Source organism: Streptomyces sp. NPDC047085 (assembly GCF_040643735.1).
Taxonomy (GTDB): Bacteria; Actinomycetota; Actinomycetes; order Streptomycetales; family Streptomycetaceae; genus Streptomyces.
Genome location: NZ_JBEYUW010000001.1, coordinates 907,282 through 921,837 on the forward strand (window position 1 = coordinate 907,282; position 14,556 = coordinate 921,837).

At 71.7% G+C, this 14,556-nt stretch carries 15 protein-coding genes and 1 riboswitch; of the genes, 6 read left to right on the forward strand and 9 right to left on the reverse strand.

Going from position 1 to position 14,556, the window contains the following annotated elements; all coding sequences use genetic code 11:
* Nucleotides 1-6: 6 nt before the first annotated feature.
* The 3 genes from ABZ865_RS03880 (at nucleotide 7) to ABZ865_RS03890 (ending at nucleotide 3,065) form a co-directional block, all read left to right on the forward strand.
* Nucleotides 7-1,239: a DUF5931 domain-containing protein gene (locus ABZ865_RS03880; RefSeq protein WP_361223283.1), complete on the forward strand. Its 1,233-nt coding sequence runs from the start codon at nucleotides 7-9 to the stop codon at nucleotides 1,237-1,239.
* A complete protein-coding gene (locus ABZ865_RS03885) occupies nucleotides 1,236-1,913 on the forward strand; it encodes a response regulator transcription factor (protein ID WP_361223286.1) in 678 nt (225 codons plus the stop codon). Before ABZ865_RS03880 ends, ABZ865_RS03885 begins: the two co-directional genes overlap by 4 nt.
* A 123-nt stretch (nucleotides 1,914-2,036) precedes the next feature.
* On the forward strand, nucleotides 2,037-3,065 hold the full coding sequence (locus ABZ865_RS03890) for a 6-phosphofructokinase (protein WP_361223289.1): 1,029 nt from the start codon (nucleotides 2,037-2,039) through the stop codon (nucleotides 3,063-3,065).
* A gap of 50 nt (nucleotides 3,066-3,115) precedes the next feature.
* Here the strand turns inward: ABZ865_RS03890 and ABZ865_RS03895 are convergent, their stop codons facing one another.
* Together ABZ865_RS03895 and ABZ865_RS03900 are read right to left on the reverse strand one after the other, a co-directional pair.
* Nucleotides 3,116-4,972 carry an anthranilate synthase family protein gene (locus ABZ865_RS03895; RefSeq protein WP_361223291.1) on the reverse strand — a complete coding sequence of 619 codons (1,857 nt, stop codon included), beginning with the start codon at nucleotides 4,970-4,972 and terminating at the stop codon, nucleotides 3,116-3,118.
* A gap of 100 nt (nucleotides 4,973-5,072) precedes the next feature.
* Nucleotides 5,073-5,174, reverse strand: a complete 102-nt coding sequence (locus ABZ865_RS03900) for a trp operon leader peptide (RefSeq protein ID WP_361223294.1) — start codon at nucleotides 5,172-5,174, stop codon at nucleotides 5,073-5,075.
* A 60-nt stretch (nucleotides 5,175-5,234) separates the two neighbouring features.
* Between ABZ865_RS03900 and ABZ865_RS03905 the strand changes: the two genes are divergently transcribed.
* Both ABZ865_RS03905 and ABZ865_RS03910 read left to right on the forward strand, forming a co-directional pair.
* Complete coding sequence (locus ABZ865_RS03905; RefSeq protein WP_361223296.1) at nucleotides 5,235-6,587, forward strand: class II 3-deoxy-7-phosphoheptulonate synthase; 1,353 nt, start codon at nucleotides 5,235-5,237, stop codon at nucleotides 6,585-6,587.
* Nucleotides 6,588-6,746: 159 nt separating this feature from the next.
* The gene (locus ABZ865_RS03910) at nucleotides 6,747-6,989 is read left to right on the forward strand and encodes a (2Fe-2S)-binding protein (RefSeq protein WP_361223299.1); all 243 of its coding nucleotides are present in this window, start codon (nucleotides 6,747-6,749) and stop codon (nucleotides 6,987-6,989) included.
* Between the two features lie 48 nt (nucleotides 6,990-7,037).
* Here ABZ865_RS03910 and bfr read toward each other — a convergent pair whose 3' ends face one another.
* The gene (gene bfr, locus ABZ865_RS03915) at nucleotides 7,038-7,517 is read right to left on the reverse strand and encodes a bacterioferritin (RefSeq protein ID WP_361223304.1); all 480 of its coding nucleotides are present in this window, start codon (nucleotides 7,515-7,517) and stop codon (nucleotides 7,038-7,040) included.
* Nucleotides 7,518-7,694: 177 nt separating this feature from the next.
* Between bfr and ABZ865_RS03920 the strand changes: the two genes are divergently transcribed.
* Nucleotides 7,695-8,327, forward strand: a complete 633-nt coding sequence (locus ABZ865_RS03920; protein WP_361223307.1) for a sulfite oxidase-like oxidoreductase — start codon at nucleotides 7,695-7,697, stop codon at nucleotides 8,325-8,327.
* Between the two features lie 18 nt (nucleotides 8,328-8,345).
* Here ABZ865_RS03920 and ABZ865_RS03925 read toward each other — a convergent pair whose 3' ends face one another.
* From ABZ865_RS03925 to thiO, 6 genes are all read right to left on the reverse strand, one after another.
* The gene (locus ABZ865_RS03925) at nucleotides 8,346-8,840 is read right to left on the reverse strand and encodes a DUF4396 domain-containing protein (RefSeq protein WP_361224369.1); all 495 of its coding nucleotides are present in this window, start codon (nucleotides 8,838-8,840) and stop codon (nucleotides 8,346-8,348) included.
* A gap of 129 nt (nucleotides 8,841-8,969) precedes the next feature.
* The gene (locus ABZ865_RS03930; protein ID WP_361224372.1) at nucleotides 8,970-9,836 is read right to left on the reverse strand and encodes a deoxyribonuclease IV; all 867 of its coding nucleotides are present in this window, start codon (nucleotides 9,834-9,836) and stop codon (nucleotides 8,970-8,972) included.
* A 113-nt stretch (nucleotides 9,837-9,949) separates the two neighbouring features.
* Nucleotides 9,950-11,884 (reverse strand): Stk1 family PASTA domain-containing Ser/Thr kinase, encoded by a 1,935-nt coding sequence (pknB, locus tag ABZ865_RS03935; protein ID WP_361223309.1) that lies wholly within the window; start codon nucleotides 11,882-11,884, stop codon nucleotides 9,950-9,952.
* 304 nt (nucleotides 11,885-12,188) lie between these two features.
* Entirely contained in the window at nucleotides 12,189-12,983 is a 795-nt protein-coding gene (locus tag ABZ865_RS03940; protein WP_361223312.1) for a thiazole synthase, read from the reverse strand.
* 3 nt (nucleotides 12,984-12,986) lie between these two features.
* A complete protein-coding gene (thiS, locus tag ABZ865_RS03945; protein WP_361223315.1) occupies nucleotides 12,987-13,199 on the reverse strand; it encodes a sulfur carrier protein ThiS in 213 nt (70 codons plus the stop codon).
* Nucleotides 13,196-14,437: a glycine oxidase ThiO gene (gene thiO / locus ABZ865_RS03950; RefSeq protein ID WP_361223318.1), complete on the reverse strand. Its 1,242-nt coding sequence runs from the start codon at nucleotides 14,435-14,437 to the stop codon at nucleotides 13,196-13,198. The genes thiS and thiO overlap by 4 nt, the downstream gene beginning before the upstream one ends.
* Nucleotides 14,435-14,547: riboswitch (TPP riboswitch) on the reverse strand. (Overlaps the previous gene by 3 nt.)
* Nucleotides 14,548-14,556 lie beyond the last annotated feature (9 nt).

The window sequence follows — 14,556 nt, forward strand, 5'->3', positions numbered from 1 at the left end:
GGGGTCGTGGCCAAGCGCGAGCGGGTCATGCGGATGTCGGTCGAGCTGCCGCTGTGGCGCGCGCTGGCCGGGTACCGCGTGCTGACGATGCTGTACGCCATCGGCCTGTGCGCCACCGCGTACTCCCATTTCGTCCGCCCCTGGGTCGCCGTCGCCTACTACGCGGTGCTCGTCGTGTGGACGCTGGCCACCCTGCCCCGGGTGGCGAACGAGGCCAGCTGCACCAAGCGCTTCCTGGCCGCCGACCTGGCCGTCGCCCTCACCGGCATCCTGCTCACCCCGCTCGCCGACAACCACGAGCGGATCGCGGGCGGCGGCCCGACCCTGCCGTCGATATGGACCGCCGGCTCGGTGCTGGCCTTCGCCCTCAAGGGCGGCTGGCGCTGGGCCGCGTTCGCCTCCACGACGGTCGCCGCCGCCAACCTGGTCGAGCGCGGCAACCCCGCCCGGGACACCGTGCACAACGTGATCCTGGTCTGGGTGGCCGCCATCGCCATCGGCTACGTCGTCGAGGTCGCCCGCGCCTCCGAGCGCACCCTCGCCCGCGCCCTGGAGATCGAGGCCGCGACCCGCGAACGGGAGCGGCTGGCCCGGGACATCCACGACAGCGTGCTCCAGGTGCTGGCCATGGTGCAGCGGCGCGGCGCCGTCCTCGGCGGTGAGGCGGCCGAGCTGGGCCGGCTCGCGGGGGAGCAGGAGGTGGCGCTGCGCACCCTGGTCTCCGGCGGCCTGCTGCCGGTCTCCCGGATCTCGGAGGACGCGGCCGCCGGTGCCGTCGTCCGCGCGGTCGAGGAGCCCGACGACGAGCCGGCCGACGGCCCCGTCGACCTGCGTACCCTGCTCGCCCGCTACGCCGGGGCCCGGGTCAGCCTCGCCGAGCCCGGCGCCCCGGTGCCGCTGCCGCGGGCCGCGGCACGGGAGCTGGCCGCCGCCGTGGGCGCCGCCCTGGACAATGTGCGCGAGCACGCCGGAGCGGACGCCCGGGCCTGGATCCTGATCGAGGACGAGCCCGGCGAGATCATCGTGACCGTCCGGGACGACGGCCCCGGCATCCCCGAGGGCCGGCTCGCCCAGGCCGAGGGCGAGGGCAGGCTCGGCGTGGCCCAGTCGATCCGGGGACGGCTGCGCGACCTCGGCGGCAGCGCCGAGCTGATCTCCGTCCCGGGCCAGGGCACGGAAGTCGAACTGAAAGTACCGAAGGGCGCCCGGCGGGCGCGGGGGAAGGCGGAGAAGCGATGAGCCAGCAGCAGGACCCGATCAGGGTCATGGTGGTCGACGACCACCCCATGTGGCGCGACGCGGTCGCCCGGGACCTGACCGAGTCCGGCTTCGAGGTGGTCGCCACCGCCGGCGACGGCGAACAGGCCGTCCGTCGCGCCAAGGCCGCCGCCCCCGACGTCCTCGTCCTGGACCTCAACCTGCCCGCCAAGCCCGGCGTCCAGGTCTGCAAGGAACTCGTCGGCCACAACCCCGCCCTGCGCGTCCTCGTGCTGTCCGCGAGCGGCGAGCACGCCGACGTCCTGGAGGCGGTGAAGTCCGGCGCGACCGGCTACCTGCTGAAGTCGGCCTCCACCGAGGAACTCCTGGACGCCGTGCGCCGCACCGCCGTCGGCGACCCGGTGTTCACCCCCGGCCTCGCCGGCCTGGTCCTCGGCGAGTACCGCCGCCTGGCCTCCGAGCCCGCCCCCGCCCAGGGCACCGACGAGCCCGGGGCGCCCCGGCTCACCGAGCGGGAGACCGAGGTGCTGCGGCTGGTCGCCAAGGGCCTGAGCTACAAGCAGATCGCCGAACGCCTCGTCATCTCCCACCGCACGGTCCAGAACCACGTCCAGAACACCCTCGGCAAGCTTCAGCTGCACAACAGGGTCGAGCTGGTGCGGTACGCGATCGAGCGCGGCCTCGACGACGCCTGAAACCGCCTGGTCAAGCCGCCTCCCGACAATTCACCGGAATCACCCTTCCCGCCTCTCGCTGTGTGACGCGCATCACCATTACCGTGACTGGGCGTCAGGCAACCGCGGTGAAGGGACATTTCCATGCGGGTCGGAGTACTGACCGGAGGCGGCGACTGCCCCGGGCTCAACGCCGTCATCCGGGGCATCGTCCGCAAGGGCGTGCAGGAGTACGGCTACGACTTCGTCGGCTTCCGGGACGGCTGGCGCGGTCCCCTCGAGGGCGACACCCTGCGCCTCGACATCCCCGCCGTGCGCGGCATCCTGCCGCGCGGCGGCACCATCCTCGGCTCCTCGCGCACCAACCCCCTCAAGGTGGAGGGCGGCATCCGCCGGATCAAGGAGAACCTGGCCAAGCAGGAGGTCGAGGCGCTCATCGCGATCGGCGGCGAGGACACCCTGGGCGTGGCCGCGGCCCTCACCGACGAGTACGGCGTGCCCGTCGTCGGCGTACCGAAGACCATCGACAACGACCTGTCGGCCACCGACTACACCTTCGGCTTCGACACCGCCGTCGGCATCGCCACCGAGGCCATCGACCGGCTGCACACCACCGCCGAGTCCCACATGCGGGTCCTCGTCTGCGAGGTGATGGGCCGCCACGCCGGCTGGATCGCCCTGCACTCCGGCCTCGCCGGCGGCGCCAACGTCATCCTCATCCCCGAGCAGCGCTTCGACCTCGACCAGGTGTGCGCCTGGATCACCTCCCGCTTCAAGGCGTCGTACGCCCCGATCGTGGTCGTCGCCGAGGGCGCCATGCCGAAGGACGGCGAGATGGTCCTCAAGGACGAGTCGCTCGACTCCTTCGGGCACGTCCGGCTCTCCGGGGTCGGCGAGTGGCTGGCCAAGGAGATCGAGAAGCGCACCGGCAAGGAGGCCCGCACCACGGTCCTCGGCCACATTCAGCGCGGCGGCACCCCGAGCGCCTTCGACCGCTGGCTCGCCACCCGCTTCGGCCTGCACGCCATCGACTGCGTCCGCGACGGCGACTTCGGCAAGATGGTCGCCCTGCGCGGCACCGACATCGTCCGCGTCCCGATCGCCGAGGCCACCGCCAAACTGAAGACGGTCGACCCCAAGCTGTACGAGGAGGTCGGGGTCTTCTTCGGCTGACGGCGGCCCCGGACGGCCACCGGTACGAGACGGCCCCCGGTACGAGACGGCTACACGGTCGTGCGGCGCACCTGCCCGATCAGTTCCCGCACGACCGCGGCCCCGTTCAGGCTCAGCACCGACTCCGGGTGGAACTGCAGCCCTGCGAAGCCCGGACCTCGTACGGCGTGCACCTCCCCGTTCTCGGCCCGGCACACCTCCACCTGGTGCGCGGCCAGCTCGCGTGCCGTGTCCTCGTCGCAGTGCGCCACGAAGCTGTTGTAGAAGCCGACGGTCTCCGGCCGCCCGAACAGGTCGACCTCCGTCTGCGCCCCCTGGTACGGGACTTCCTTCCGTACGATCTCCAGGCCCAGCTCCGCCGCGATCAGCTCGTGCCCGAGGCACACCCCGAGCACGCCGTGCCGGTGCTCCCGGATCACCTCGGCGGCCAGCTCCCGCAGGAACCGCATCTTCGGGTCGGCGAGGTCCGCGGGGTCACCCGGGCCGGGGCCGAGCACGACCGGCCCCTCGTGCGCGAGGACGGTCTCCCGCAGCCCCGGCTCGTCGTAGCGCCGTACGGTCACCTCCAGGCCGGCCGAGCGCAGCACGTGCGCCAGCATCGCCGTGAAGGTGTCCTCCCCGTCGACCACCAGGGCATGCCCCTCCAGCGCCGCCGACCGCTCCTGCATCCGCAGCCAGAACGGCGCCAGCGCCGAGCGGCGCCCGTCCAGCGCGGCCCGCACCCGGGGGTCCTCGGCCAGCCGGGGCCGCGCCCGCTCCTCCCGCGGCCGGGACGGCCGTACCCCGAGCGCCGCCAGCACGCCCGCCGCCTTCGCGTGGGTCTCCGCCACCTCGCCCGCCGGGTCCGAGCCGCGCACGAGCGTCGCGCCGACCGGGACGCGGAGCCGACCGTCGGCGGAGATGTCGGCGGTGCGGATCAGGATGGGGGAGTCCAGGGTCTGAGCGCCCCCGGAGTCCCTGCCGAGGAGGGCCAGCGCCCCCGCGTAGTAGCCACGCCCGCCGACCTCGTGCCGCTCGATCACCCGGCACGCGTTCTGCACCGGCGACCCCGTGACCGTCGCCGCGAACATGGTCTCCCTCAGCACCTCCCGCACGTCCAGGGAGGACCTGCCGCGCAGCTCGTACTCGGTGTGCGCGAGGTGCGCCATCTCCTTCAGCCGGGGACCGACGACCACCCCGCCCATGTCGCCGACGGTGCACATCATCTTCAGTTCCTCGTCGACGACCATGGACAGCTCCTCGATCTCCTTGCCGTCGGCGAGGAAGTCCAGCAGGTGCTCCGGCGTCGGCCCCTCGGCGGGATAGCGGTAGGTCCCGCTGATCGGGTTCATGACGACGGTCCCGCCGGACATCCGCACGTGCACCTCGGGGCTGGCCCCGACCAGCGTCCGGTCCCCGGTGTGCACGACGAACGTCCAGTACGCGCCCCGCTCGCCCTCCAGCAGCCGCCGGAACAGCGCCAGCGCGTCGGCACGGCCGAACCCCGGGACCCGGCCCTCGTACGTCCGCCGGATCACGAAGTTCGCGCCCTCGCCCCGGCCGATCTCCTCGCGCAGCACCCGCCCGACGATCTCGGCGTACTCCTCGTCGCCGACGTCGAAGCCCCCGCCCTCGACCCGCACCGCGTGACCGGGCAGCGTCCGCAGGGCCTCGTCGAGCGGGATCTCGTACGACTCCTCGGGCGTCAGCACCAGCAGTGGGGTGCCGTCGTCGCGGACGTCGAAGCCGCGCTCGCGGATCTGCCGGAACGGGACGAGCGCGAGCCCCTCGTCGGGCAGCTCGGCCAGACGCTCGCGGGCGGTGACGGGGCCGATCAGCACCTCCACCGTGTGCTCGTCGCGGCCCGGGGTGCGGCGCCGCAGCAGGGCGAAGGGGCGGGGGTCGGACAGCAGGTCCTGGAGGTTCACGGGTCGGGCTCCTTCTCGATCGTCTGACGGAGAGGAACGACCCCGGACACGCCGAAGGCCGCCCCTCGGGCGGCCTTCGCGAAGTCTTGGATACGCGCGATCAGTGGGCCGCCGGATGAGCGGTCCACCACCAGTTCTGGATCGAAAGCGCGAACATGGAGGAGACCCTACCGCACCGGTCGGGCGTCCACGTGGCAGTCATGGCGTCTCATTCTTCGAGCGGGACAAAAAGCATCGGACAGGACCCCGTAATGTTTAGGGGGTGACCGTGAACGCTAAGACCAGCCCGAGCGCTGGCAACACCTGGCGAGACCTGCCCGCGGCGCAGCAGCCCGAGTACCCCGACCCCGAGGCTCTGCGCGCAGTGATCGCGGACCTCGAGTCGTATCCGCCGCTCGTCTTCGCGGGCGAGTGCGACCAGCTGCGCGCCCGGTTGGCGGCCGTCGCCAAGGGAGAGGCGTTCCTCCTCCAGGGCGGCGACTGCGCCGAGGCCTTCGACGCCGTGTCCGCCGACCACATCCGCAACAAGCTCAAGACGCTGCTCCAGATGGGTGCCGTCCTGACCTACGCGGCCTCTGTGCCCGTGGTGAAGGTGGGCCGTATCGCGGGGCAGTACTCCAAGCCGCGCTCCAAGCCGACCGAGACCCGCGACGGCGTGACGCTCCCGGTGTACCGGGGCGACTCCGTCAACGGCTTCGACTTCACCGAGGCCAGCCGGATCCCGGACCCCGAGCGGCTGAAGCGGATGTACCACGCGTCCGCCTCCACGCTGAACCTGGTGCGCGCCTTCACCACCGGTGGCTACGCCGACCTGCGCCAGGTGCACGCCTGGAACCAGGACTTCGTGAAGTCGTCCCCCTCGGGCCAGCGCTACGAGCAGCTCGCGCGGGAGATCGACAACGCGCTGAACTTCATGCGGGCCTGCGGCGCCGAGCCGGAGGAGTTCAAGACGGTCGAGTTCTACGCCTCCCACGAGGCGCTGCTGCTCGCCTACGAGTCCGCCCTGACCCGGGTCGACTCCCGCACCGGCAAGCTGTACGACGTCTCCGGCCACATGGTGTGGATCGGTGAGCGCACCCGGCAGCTGGACGGCGCGCACATCGAGTTCGCCTCGAAGATCAGCAACCCGATCGGCATCAAGCTCGGCCCGGCCACGACGGCCGAGGAGGCGCTGCAGTACATCGAGCGCCTCGACCCCGAGCGGGAGCCGGGCCGGCTGACCTTCATCGTCCGCATGGGCGCCGACAAGATCCGCGACAAGCTCCCCGAGCTGGTCGAGAAGGTCACGGCGTCCGGCGCGACGGTGGCCTGGGTGACCGACCCGATGCACGGCAACACCTTCGAGGCGGCCTCCGGGCACAAGACCCGCCGCTTCGATGACGTGCTCGACGAGGTCAAGGGCTTCTTCGAGGTCCACAAGGCGCTCGGCACCCACCCGGGCGGCATCCACGTGGAGCTGACCGGCGACGACGTCACCGAGTGCGTGGGCGGCGGCGACGAGATCTTCGTCGACGACCTGCACCAGCGCTACGAGACGGCCTGCGACCCGCGGCTGAACCGCAGCCAGTCGCTGGACCTGGCGTTCCTCGTCGCGGAGATGTACCGGGACCAGTGACCGGCCACGGGGATCGGTGACCGATCTGGGGCGCGGATCACACGCGATCCGCGCCCCTTCCCCCTTTCACGGTCCCGGCGCGGCCGGTAAGGTTAGGTTTGCCTCACCGATCAAGGGGATGGCAGTCAAGGGAGCGATCCCGTCGGGAGGTGAATCCGCGTGTACGTCTGCAGCTGCTTCGGCATCACCGAGGCGCAGGTCAAGAAGCACGCGGAGGACGGCGCCTGCACCCCCCGCCAGATAGCGTCCGCCTGCAAGGCCGGCACGGACTGCGGTTCGTGTGTGCGCCGGATCCAGGCGCTGCTGGGCCGTGGCGCGTGCCCGCGCCGGGAACTGGCCGACCAGGGCAAGCCCGCGCTCGCCGGGCTGTCCGGCCCCACCGGCCTGGACGAAGCGGCCTAGTTCTTCGGCCCGCCCGGCTTTCCGGCCGTCGCCGGGCTCTGCCGCCGCCTAGCTCTCCGGCTGCTCGATCAGCTGGGAGATGTAGAGCGCCTCGCCGAGCTTGTCCACCAGGTCCAGCTGGGTGTCGAGGTAGTCGATGTGGTGCTCCTCGTCGGCGAGGATGGTCTCGAAGATGTTCGCGGACGTGATGTCGCCCTTCTCGCGCATCACCTTGATGCCCCGCCGCAGCCGGTCGATCGCCTCCACCTCGATCTGCCGGTCGGCCTCGAACATCTCCTTGACGGTCTGCCCCACCCGCACATGGAACAGCCGCTGGTAGTTGGGCAGCCCTTCCAGGAACAGGATGCGGTCGGTGAGCACCTCGGCGTGCTTCATCTCGTCGAACGACTCGCGCCGCGTGTACGTGGCGAGCTTGTACCAGCCGAGGTTCTCCTGCATCTTCGCGTGCAGGAAGTACTGGTTGATCGCGGTCAGCTCGCCGGTGAGCTGTTCGTTCAGGAACTCGATGACCTCGGGGTCGCCCTGCATCGCAGCGGCTCCTTCCACACGGAAAAACGGGGGAGGTATGCCGCCGCATGATTTCACCGGCAGGGAAGATCGTCCAGTAAGTGCGTACTTAGTTAATTACGTGCTTGCTTAGTGGCAGTTGTCCGGTTCGTGAACCGGTGGTCAAGGGCACTGCCCAAGGTCTGTCAGGATGGATACATGGGTCATCCGGTGGAGCGCGTGTCTGGAGCAGGAGTGGGGCCCGACCTTCCGCCGGGGCAGCGACTCCAGCGCGGATGGCCGGTCATGCACTACGGGCCCGTCCCGAAATTCCGGCCCGAGCGCTGGGAATTCAGTGTCTTCGGCGCCACCGCCGACGGTGACAAGCGCGCGTGGAACCACGAGGAGTTCACGGCCCTGCCGTACACCACCGTGGTGGCCGATCTGCACTGCGTGACGAAGTTCAGCATGCTCGGCGCGGAGTGGGGCGGGGTCCCGGCCCAGGCGATCCTGGACCTGGCCCCGCCGGCGCCGGACGTCACCCATGTGATGGTGTGGGCCGAGTACGGGTTCAGCTCGAACCTGCGGCTGTCGGACTTCGCCTCCGACCGCGCGATCTTCGCCACCCACAAGGACGGCGAGCTCCTCACCGCCGAGCACGGCTTCCCGGTCCGCCTGGTCGTGCCCCACCTGTACGCGTGGAAGGGCCCCAAGTGGGTGCGCGGCGTGGAGTACATGACCGCCGACCGCCGCGGCTTCTGGGAGGAGCGCGGCTACCACAACATCGGCGACCCCTGGAAGGAACAGCGCTACTCCTACCAGGAAGAGCCCGGGGACGGCCCCGAGCTCTGACGTCTCCTGGTGTGCCGGTCAGTGGTGGTACTGGTGCACCACCGCGTGGCCCTTGCCCCGGCTGATCGTCCACTTGTTGACCGGGGTGGTCACCACGAAGGCGATCACGAGCGAGATGACCAGCGAGATCCAGAACAGCGCGTCGCTCAGCGTGGCGTCCATCGCCGAGGGCCAGACCAGGATCACGCCGTTGTCGATCAGTTCCATCACGGCGATCGACAGGGTGTCCGCTGCCAGCGCCACCTTGAAGGCCGTACCGAAGTCGACGCCCGCCTTCAGCACCCCGCGCAGGGTGAGCGAGTAGCCGAAGAAGAAGGCCAGCACGATCGCCAGGATCATCGTCGGCAGGTTCCCCCAGCCGAACGCGGTGCCGATGACCATGCCGAGCACTTCGCCGATGGCGCAGCCGGTGAGGCAGTGCAGGGTCGCCTGGGCGGCCATGGACCAGGTGGTGGCGGGCGCGTGGTGATGCGCGTGGCCCTCGTGGTGATGCGCGTGCGCCGCGTGTTCCATGTGCTGGGCGTGCTCGGCGTGCTCTGTGTGCTCCGCGTGTGCCTCGTGCTGCATGACTACCCCCATGTCAGGTAACGGTTCCTGCACCGAGCAAGAACCGTATACCCCCCAGGGGTATTCCCCAAGTGGTTATCCGTCGCGGAGTTTTTTCAGCCGCTCCACATCCGCCGCATGCCCCTCCTTGCCACCGGGGGTCTCGATGATCAGCGGGACGCCCCGCGTCGCCGGGTGGGTCATCAGGGCGCGGAAGGGGTCCTCGCCGATGTGACCGGCGCCGATGTTCTCGTGCCGGTCCTTGTGCGCGCCCACCACGTCCTTGGAGTCGTTGGCGTGGATCAGCCTCAGCCGGCCCTCGCCGACGGTGTCGACCAGCAGGTCGAGGGTCTGGTGCATGCCGCTCGGGCCGGTCAGGTCGTGACCGGCGGCGAAGACATGGCAGGTGTCGAGGCAGACGCCCAGCTTCGGATGGGCGTCCAGCGCCTCGAAGTACGGGCCGAAGTCCCAGGTGCGCGAGCACAGCGAGAAGCCCTGCCCGGCGGTCGACTCCAGCAGCAGGAACGGGTCGTCGTCGTGGGTCAGCTCGTCCAGCAGCGGCAGCATGCGCTCCCGCACCTGCCGCAGCGCCACCTCCCGCGTCCGCCCGCCGGTCGCGCTGCCGGTGTGCACCACCACGCCGAGCGCGCCGATCTCCCGCCCGCGCCGCAGCGAGTGCCGCAGCGACTCCACCGACCGCTCCACGGTCGCCTCGGTGTGCGAGCCGAAGTTGATCAGGTACGGCGCGTGCACGTACACCGGGATCGACTCCGCTGCGCACACCTCACGGAACGCCTCGTCCTGCCGGGGGTTCCCGGCCGGGGTGGCCCAGCCGCGCGGATTGGCGACGAAGACCTGCACGGTCTCCGCCTTCAGATCATGGGCGTACGACAGACCCACCGTGTGCAGTCCGCCGGCCACCGGCACGTGACCGCCGACGGGATTGCGAGCGGCACCGGACAGGGCCCCCGAGGGAGCGGAGGGGCCGGGAGAGGCGGAGGCGGGGGAAGAGGGCTGCTGGCTTGTCACCCGTTCAGAGTGTCACGCCTTCTTCCCCCGCCGGTCCGCGGTCCGCGTCATCGGATGGTGATCGTGATCGTCGACCCCTTGGGCGCCCTGTCGCCGCCCTCCACCGACTGCTTCTCCACGGTGTCGCCGAACAGCCCGAGCAGCCCGCGGTCCTCCTCGACCTTGAAGCCGGCGTCCTCCAGCTCCTTCCTCGCGTCGTCCACGTTCGACCCGACCACGTCCGGGACCTCGACCATCTCCGGGCCCTTGGACAGCGTCAGCGTCACGGTGTCGCCCTCGGCGGCCCGGCTGCCGTCGCCCGGGGTCTGCCGCGCGACCTTGCCCTTGTCGAACTCGGAGTTGACCCGCTCGGTGGCGATCTTCACCTTCAGCCCGGCGTCCTCCAGCTCCTGCCGGGCGCTGTCCGGGTCGTCGCCGGTGACGTCCGGCACGTCGACGGGGCTGCCCTTGCTGACGACGAGCGCGATCGCCGCGCCGGCGTGCTGCTTGGTGCCCGGCTGCGGGTTCGTACCGATCACCTGGCCCCGGGCCACGTCCTCGCTGAACTCGCGGGTGACCATGCCCGGCTCGAGGCCGTCCGCCTTCAGCCGGGCCCGCGCCCTGGCCAGCGACTGTCCCTTCACGTTCGGCACGTTCACCGTCTCCGGGCCGAGCGAGACGGTCAGGGTCACCGAGTCGTGGTCGCGGATCCGGGCGCCGGGCGCGGGGTCGGAGCTGATGACCGTGCCGCGGTCGACGGTGTCGCTGTAGGCGTGCTTGACCTGCTTGACGTCGAGACCGGCCGCGTGGAGCCGGTCCTTGGCCTGCGCCTCGGTCCGGGACAGCACCGGCGGGACCTTCGTGAACTGGCCGGAGTTGATGTACCAGACCCCGGCGCCCACGCCGAACACCACCAGCACGGCCGCGACCAGCGTCAGCAGTCCGCGCCGGGGCCGCTGAAGGGTGCGCCGGGGAGGCTCGGGCGGGGCGCCCAGCCGGGTGGTGTGCCGCACGCCGCCGGGCGCGGGCTCCTCCTCGTCCTCGTTGACGGGCAGCGGCCGGGGCACGGTCAGCGAGCGCGGGATCACGCTCGTACGGTCCTCGGCGATGTCGTGGCCGGCGGAGAGCGCCTGCGGCGGCAGGGCGTCCAGCTGCGCGGCGCTGAGACCGGCCCGCGCCTGGAGCACCTGGCCGAGCAGTGCCGCCGCGTCCTGCGGGCGGACGTCGGGGGTGCGCGCGGTGGCCGAGGCGACCAGCTCGTCCAGCTCGTACGGCAGCCCGGGCACCAGCGCCGAGGGCGGCGGCACGTCCTCGTGGATGTGCTTGTAGAGCACCTGCGCGGGTGTGTCCCCGGAGTGCGGCTTGCCGCCGGTCAGCATCTCGTAGAGCACCACACCGCACGCGTACACGTCGACGCGCGGGTCGGCGGTGCCCTGCTCGATCTGCTCCGGCGCGAGATACGACACGGTCCCGAGCACGGCACCCGTCGTGCTGGTCTGGGTGTCCACGGACCGCACCAGCCCGAAGTCGGCGACCTTGACCCGGCCGTCGTCCCCTATCAGCACGTTCTCGGGCTTCATGTCCCGGTGCACGAACCCGGCCCGGTGCGCGGCGCCGAGCGCGGCCAGCACGGGCTCCAGGATGTCCAGCGCGGCCCGCGGCTGCAGCGCGCCCCGCTCGCGCAGCACGTCCCGCAGGGTGCACCCGGCGATGTACTCCATCGCCAGGTACACGTACGACCCGTCGGTGCCCTGGTCGAAGACCTGCACCACGTTGGGGTGGGCGAGCCGGGCGACCGACTTGGCCTCCCGGATGAACCGCTCCACGAACGACCCGTCGGCCGCCAGCGTCGGGTGCATCACCTTGAGCGCGAGCACCCGGTCCAAGCGGGTGTCCAGGGCCCGGTAGACCGTGGCCATCCCGCCGACGGCGATCCGCGCGTCGACGCGATACCGGCCGTCGAGCACCTGCCCGACGAGGGGGTCCTGAAGGGTCGTATCCACGCAACGGAGTCTACGAGGAGGGACCGACAGGCCCGGCCCACTGCGCTGTTCGGGCGACGGAATGCAGCAGACCTGTGACTGTTGTGCGACCGTGTGGCCGGGTTCCGTCCATTCCGCCCTAGGGCCTGCCTTCCGGATCTTGCCGGGGTCGCGGGGTCTGGCACGCACATCTGCGGCGTTGTCGTCGATCGCCGACGCTCCGCGTCGACTCCCTCCTCCGCCTTGCATCTGCACGCACCAGACCCCGCTCGGGTCCGCCAGGAGGCTCGGTCAGCCGGAGCCGGCCTGATCCGGAAGACAGACCCTAGAAGGCGGGCCGCTCGGGGTCCAGATGCGCGCGGCCCTCGGTGGGGGAGGAGGCCTCCGCGAAGTGCCGGCGCGGGATCCGCCCGGCCAGCCGGGCCAGCCGTCCCGCCTCCACCGCGTGCTTCATGGCGGCGGCCATCGTCTCGGGCTCCTGTGCCCGGGTGACGGCGGAGGCGAGCATGACGCCCGCGCACCCCAGCTCCATCGCCAGTGCCACGTCGGACGCCGTACCGGCACCCGCGTCCAGGATCACCGGCACGCGCGCGTGCTCCACGATCAGCTGGAAGTTGTGCGGGTTGCGGATGCCGAGCCCGGAGCCGATCGGCGAGCCCAGCGGCATCACCGCCGCACAGCCCACGTCCTCCAGCTTCCGCGCGAGCACGGGGTCGTCGTTGGTGTACGGCAGCACCGTGAACCCGTCGTCGACCAGCGTCTCCGCCGCGTCCAGCAGCTCCACGGGGTCGGGCAGCAGGGTCCGCTCGTCGGCGATGACCTCCAGCTTGACCAGGTCGGTGCCCAGCGCCTCCCGGGCCAGCCGGGCGGTCAGCACGGCCTCCCCGGCGGTGAAACAGCCCGCGGTGTTCGGCAGCACCCGGATGCCCAGCTTCTCCAGCACCGACAGCACCGAGCCGTGCACCGAGGGATCGACCCGCCGCATGGCCACCGTGGTCAGCTCGGTGCCGGAGGCGACCAGCGCGCGCTCCAGCACGTCCAGGCTGGGCGCGCCGCCCGTGCCCATGATCAGCCGGGAGCCGAGGGGCACACCGCCGAGGACGAAGGGATCGTCGGCCATGGGTCAGCCTCCTTGCACGGCGGTGAGGACTTCGACACGGTCGCCCTCGGTGAGGGCCGTGGTCGCCCACTGCGTGCGCGGGACGACGGTCTCGTTGACGGCGGCGGCCACCCCGGAGGGCGCCGCGGTGAGGGTCTTCACGAGGGAGTCCAGCGCGGTGCCCGGGGCGACCTCGCGGCGCTCCCCGTTCACGGAGATGGTGACGGAGAGGGTCATGCGGGCTGCTCCATGCGTGCGTGCTGTTCCATGTGTGCGTGCTGCTCCCTGCGCGTGTGCTGTTCCCTGGGCGCGTACTGTTCCCTGGCCGCGCCGCCGAAGCGCTGCGGCGTGAACGGGCGGGCCTCCTCGGGCAGTTCACCGCCGGCCAGCAGCTCCGCCATGACGTCCCCGGTGACCGGGGTGAGCAGCACCCCGTTGCGGTAGTGCCCGGTGGCCAGCAGCAGCCCGTCCAGGCCGGACGGGCCGAGCAGCGGCGCGTTGTCCGGGGAGCCGGGGCGCAGCCCGGCCCGCGTCTCGGTGAGGGGCAGCTCCGTGATGCCGGGCACCAGCTCGTGGGCGTCGCGCAGCAGCTCGTACACTCCGCCCGCCGTCACCGTCGTGTCCCAGCCCAGCTCCTCGCTGGTGGCGCCGACGACCAGCTCCCCGTTCTCCCGGGGCACCAGGTACACCTGGCTGCCCCGCACCACGGCCCGCACGGTACGGCTCAGGAACGGCGCGTACCGGCGCGGCACGGTCAGCCGCAGCACCTGGCCCTTCACCGGCCGCACCGGAGGCAGCACCTCGTCCGACACACCCGCGAGCCGCCCGCTCAGGCTCCCGCCCGCGAGCACCACCTGCCCCGCGGCCAGCGCGGTGCCGTCCGCCGTGGTGACGCCGGCGGCCCGGTCCCGTACGACGTCGAGCCGCTCGGCCCACGACCGGTGGAAGACCACCCCGGCCTGCTCGCACGCGGCCACCAGGGCCGCGGCCAGCCGCCGCGGGTCGATCTGGTGGTCCCCGTCGACCCTGAGGCCGCCGCGCACGCCGGGCGCGAGCATCGGCTCCAGGCGTCGGCAGTCCCGCCCGGACAGCCACTCCGCCTCCAGACCGGAACGCTGCTGCAGCGCGTGCAGTTCGCGCAGGTGGGCGCGGTCATCGGCATCGAGCGCGATCGCGAGGGTGCCGCAGCGGCGGTAGCCGAGGTCATGGCCGGTCAGCTCGGTCAGCTCCGCCGCGAAGTCGGGGTAGCGGCGGGCGGACTCCAGGTTCAGGGCGAGCAGCGTCTCCTCGCCGTAGTGCAGTTCGGTGACCGCGGCCAGCATCCCCGCCGCGACCAGCGCGGCCCCGCCGCCGGGCTCGGGGTCCACCACGGTCGTGGCGAGCCCGCGCTGCGCGGCCCGCCAGGCCGTGACCAGGCCGATGATCCCGCCCCCGATGACGAGGACATCGGATGTATCGGACGTACGTGACGACATGGGCGTCCAGCCCCTCCCTTCGCCGGCATGACCCGGATCAGGTTCGTACGGTCGGAGGCCGCCCAGCCTCCCTCTCAGCCCGGTGCGTCCGGGCTCCCGCGAGTGCTTGTACGGTGGCC

Bases quoted from the DNA above. Each gene is read 5' to 3' on its own strand.
- ABZ865_RS03885 (WP_361223286.1), top strand. From the start codon at position 1,236: ATGAGCCAGCAGCAGGACCCGATCAGGGTCATGGTGGTCGACGACCAC.
- ABZ865_RS03890 (WP_361223289.1), top strand. From the start codon at position 2,037: ATGCGGGTCGGAGTACTGACCGGAGGCGGCGACTGCCCCGGGCTCAAC.
- ABZ865_RS03900 (WP_361223294.1), bottom strand. From the start codon at position 5,174: ATGACTGCCACGTGGACGCCCGACCGGTGCGGTAGGGTCTCCTCCATG.
- bfr (WP_361223304.1), bottom strand. From the start codon at position 7,517: ATGCAGGGCGACCCCGAGGTCATCGAGTTCCTGAACGAACAGCTCACC.
- ABZ865_RS03920 (WP_361223307.1), top strand. From the start codon at position 7,695: ATGGGTCATCCGGTGGAGCGCGTGTCTGGAGCAGGAGTGGGGCCCGAC.
- ABZ865_RS03925 (WP_361224369.1), bottom strand. From the start codon at position 8,840: ATGGAACACGCGGCGCACGCGCATCACCACGAGGGCCACGCGCATCAC.
- ABZ865_RS03940 (WP_361223312.1), bottom strand. From the start codon at position 12,983: ATGGCCGACGATCCCTTCGTCCTCGGCGGTGTGCCCCTCGGCTCCCGG.
- thiS (WP_361223315.1), bottom strand. From the start codon at position 13,199: ATGACCCTCTCCGTCACCATCTCCGTGAACGGGGAGCGCCGCGAGGTC.
- thiO (WP_361223318.1), bottom strand. From the start codon at position 14,437: ATGTCGTCACGTACGTCCGATACATCCGATGTCCTCGTCATCGGGGGC.